Source organism: Dysgonomonas sp. HGC4 (assembly GCF_001261715.1).
In the GTDB taxonomy this organism is placed as follows: domain Bacteria; phylum Bacteroidota; class Bacteroidia; order Bacteroidales; family Dysgonomonadaceae; genus Dysgonomonas_A.
Genome location: NZ_CVRU01000125.1, coordinates 1 through 3329 on the forward strand (window position 1 = coordinate 1; position 3329 = coordinate 3329).

Here is a 3329-nt window from a genome sequence, read left to right on the forward strand (position 1 = left end):
TCCAGAGGTGCATTAATATATTCTTTTTTATCATTGTTACATGACATAAAAAAAGAAAGTATTAGGATAGCCAATAATGGCAATATCCTAATACCTTGTTTGTATTTATTTGATGAAAATAGATTCTTTTTAAGCATTGGTGAAAGAGATATTGAAAAAATATCCTAAGTTATCTTAGTTTGTTTTTCATAAACCACAATTCATTGATGCAAACTCCTACCGAAATTCCAAAGTATTGTTCTCTAACTAGATTGGCTTTTTCAGGATTCAAACTACGGTACTCCAAATTGATATTGATATATGATGTTCTTCCCGAATATACAACATCACGAATAGGAAGACCAAAGCCAAATGTAGCTCCATATTCTTTATAACCTGATATTTCCCCTAGATTGTTTTGTACATTAATATAAGAGTTACTATAGTTAACCCCTCCCCTGAATTTCATCCTTTTGACAAAATTTCTATCTCTGGGGTCTATTACATATTCGAGACCGGTATTGAAACGCCATACATTATTAAATCGGGTAGCTTGAGTAAGCCCGTCTCCCATATTTTCAGAATAACGTACTCTAGACCAGTTTTGGAATGTAACATCAGCACCTACAGTTAATCGTCTGTCGCGATTCCATGTAAAACCTAGTCCATATGTACTTGGTAGGTCAGAATAGGCATCACTACCCGTAAAACGTGCAGTATCACTTGTTATAGGAGTATTTGAATTTCCTGCGGCATAGTCACTCTTAATCCTGTCAATTTGACCAGAAGTTGTTACCTTGGGAGATAATACTGCTCCTATTGTTAGTAAATCTTTCTTATTTAAAGGTAAAGTATATTGTACTCCCAAGTCAAACTTCAAGGAGTTCATTGTTAGTTTGTGAAACTGAAATTCGGAGTTAGCAGAAGGTTCACTTGTAACTGACATGCTACGAGTATATTTTGTATTTCCAAACAAGAAAGATACATTACCTCCGATAGATAAATTCTCGATTGGCTCGTAAGCTAAACCTAAATATACTTGACTGAAATTACCAGATCCGGTGAAAGTTTTCGTTGTCGATATGCCATTTCGGGTTTCTTGTGTACCAAATTGGTATCCTACCGATGAAAAGGGTAATATACCAAAACTCATTCCCATTTTTTTAGCAACACGAAATTGCATAGAAATGTAGTCCAAACCTCCATTGTTATCATTTTGAACGTTATTTCCTTCAGAAAAACGAGATTTGACATACGAAATCCCCATATCAAATATAAAAGTCAAAGAGTCTACACTTGTATAAGAAGCAGGGTTACCTGGGTTGGCGTCTAAGCTTCGTACCCCGTAAGTTATACCTCCCATCGCTCTTGATACGCCTACGGCTTGATTATTAAGCACTCCGTAACCATATCTACTATATGGAGAGTCGGTATTTTGTCCCTGTACGGGAATAAGGAAAGCGACAAGACCTGCCGTAAGCAATAATTTTTTATATCCCTGCATTATGTAAATATTCAAAAATAAACTTTTGTACTTTCATTTTTAGTTCTGCAAATGTATTATTTTTNNGGCTTATTAAAATAGTTATACAAATTTATATATTCAATAAAACTATAGTAATGCTGTTTCTGCAGATAAATGAATCTCATTGTATTTTAGTATCTTTGTTGCCGAAATGTTACAACATTGCATATGATTGGGAAAGGGAAAGATGTGATACAAATTTATCTTCGTCGTTTTTTTGATTTTATCGAACCGGTAAAAGATATAGCGTACTTTCTATTTTTATTTCTTTTTTTTGAGCTACTTTGGAAATTATCGGTGCATGAGGCTGATAATGGAGAGTTGTTGATTGTATGGGGAAAAGATATTACAAGTTATATTTATCCTATTTGTTTGTGGACGGCTCAATTTACATACTACATTATTCATAATTTATTTGGCTTTAGCAGTTTCAATATAGATGGTTTGTTAATCTATTTTGATAATTCTTTAAAGATGAAAATTATATGGGGATGCACAGGTGTTAAACAAATGTTGCTATTCATTTTTATCTTAATATGTTATAAAGGACCAGCAAAAAAGAAGCTTGTCTTTATTCCTTTATCGGTACTCCTTCTCTTTTTTGTCAATATACTACGACTCATTGTTTCGGCTTTTATGATAAAGGACGGATTTCCAGATTGGTTTATTCCTATTAATGAAAGTCTTAATAATGTGACTTGGACTAATACCCCTCAGTCTTATTGGAAGTTTTACGAAGATTGGTATTATTTCTTTCACGATGGTTTTTTTAAGTGGATATATTACGATGGAGTCATGTTCCTGCTATGGCTATTTTGGCAAGAAAAGTATAATTTACCTTATCAACGTAGTAAAATTTAAGTTTCAATTACATTTTTAGATAGCAAAAACATATTATAAAACATGTTTTTTGATTTTTCATGTATGTTATGTTTCTTGTAATTAGATAGTTGTTTGTTTTTAGTTGTTGATGTGTTCGCACACACTTATTGTTTTCTAAGAATTCTATTGTATATTTGCTAAGAACCTTTAAGAATAAAAAATATAGTCTTGTGTTCGAACACATAAGAAGTATCGTATAATCTAATACTATGGAAGACAAATCAATTATACGTATTGTTGATATTGCAAAATTGGCAGGAGTATCTGTGGGTACTGTTGATCGAGTTTTACATAATCGCGGACGTGTATCGGAAGAGAAAAGAATCAAAATAGAAAAAGTACTTAAAGAAATCAACTATGAACCAAACATGGTTGCCCGTTTTTTAGCATCGAAAAAAGACTACACATTTGCCGTATTGATTCCCTCCTTTATTAAAGGTGAGTATTGGGAATTGGTGACTACCGGAATAGATAAGGCTGTCGCAGAATTGAAGAATTTCAATATTGGAATTGAATATTTTTTCTTTGATCAGCAAGATGAATTTTCTTTTAATAACACTGTTAAAGCATTAAATCAAAGAGAATTTGCAGGAGTTGTTATAGCTACTATTTTTGGCGAAAGCGTAATCGGCTTATCTCAAAAGCTTGAAGAAAAAGAAATACCATACATATATATAGATTCTGATATACCCAATCAGCATAATCTGGCTTATTTTGGAGCCGATTCGCATATGAGTGGCATTATAGCTGCTAAATTGATGATGCGCGAAATAGGTGAAACAGGAGATATTCTCATTGGGAAAATAAAATACAAAGGAACGAGCAATTCGGTTCAGATGGAGACACGTGAACAAGGTTTTAAAGAATATCTCAATAATAATGGTTTCAAAGGGGAAATTTATTATTTAGAAATAGACTCGGAACAATCGAAAGATGTAGCAAA

Annotated in this window: 3 protein-coding genes; 2 read left to right on the forward strand and 1 reads right to left on the reverse strand. The window is 32.8% G+C overall.

The window, feature by feature from the left end; translation table 11 throughout:
* Nucleotides 1-169: 169 nt before the first annotated feature.
* On the reverse strand, nt 170-1483 hold the full coding sequence (locus HGC4_RS12970; RefSeq protein WP_050710567.1) for an OmpP1/FadL family transporter: 1314 nt from the start codon (nt 1481-1483) through the stop codon (nt 170-172).
* A 189-nt stretch (nt 1484-1672) separates the two neighbouring features.
* On the opposite strand from HGC4_RS12970, the gene HGC4_RS12975 reads away from it, so the two are divergent.
* Together HGC4_RS12975 and HGC4_RS12980 are read left to right on the forward strand one after the other, a co-directional pair.
* On the forward strand, nt 1673-2365 hold the full coding sequence (locus HGC4_RS12975) for an archaeosortase/exosortase family protein (protein WP_050710568.1): 693 nt from the start codon (nt 1673-1675) through the stop codon (nt 2363-2365).
* Nucleotides 2366-2595: 230 nt separating this feature from the next.
* The coding region (locus HGC4_RS12980) for a substrate-binding domain-containing protein (protein WP_157258282.1) at nt 2596-3329 on the forward strand (734 nt) is incomplete at its 3' end.

What these genes read in the sequence shown, in the direction of transcription:
- HGC4_RS12970 (WP_050710567.1), bottom strand. Translation starts at nt 1,483, where the DNA reads ATGCAGGGATATAAAAAATTATTGCTTACGGCAGGTCTTGTCGCTTTC.
- HGC4_RS12975 (WP_050710568.1), top strand. Translation starts at nt 1,673, where the DNA reads ATGATTGGGAAAGGGAAAGATGTGATACAAATTTATCTTCGTCGTTTT.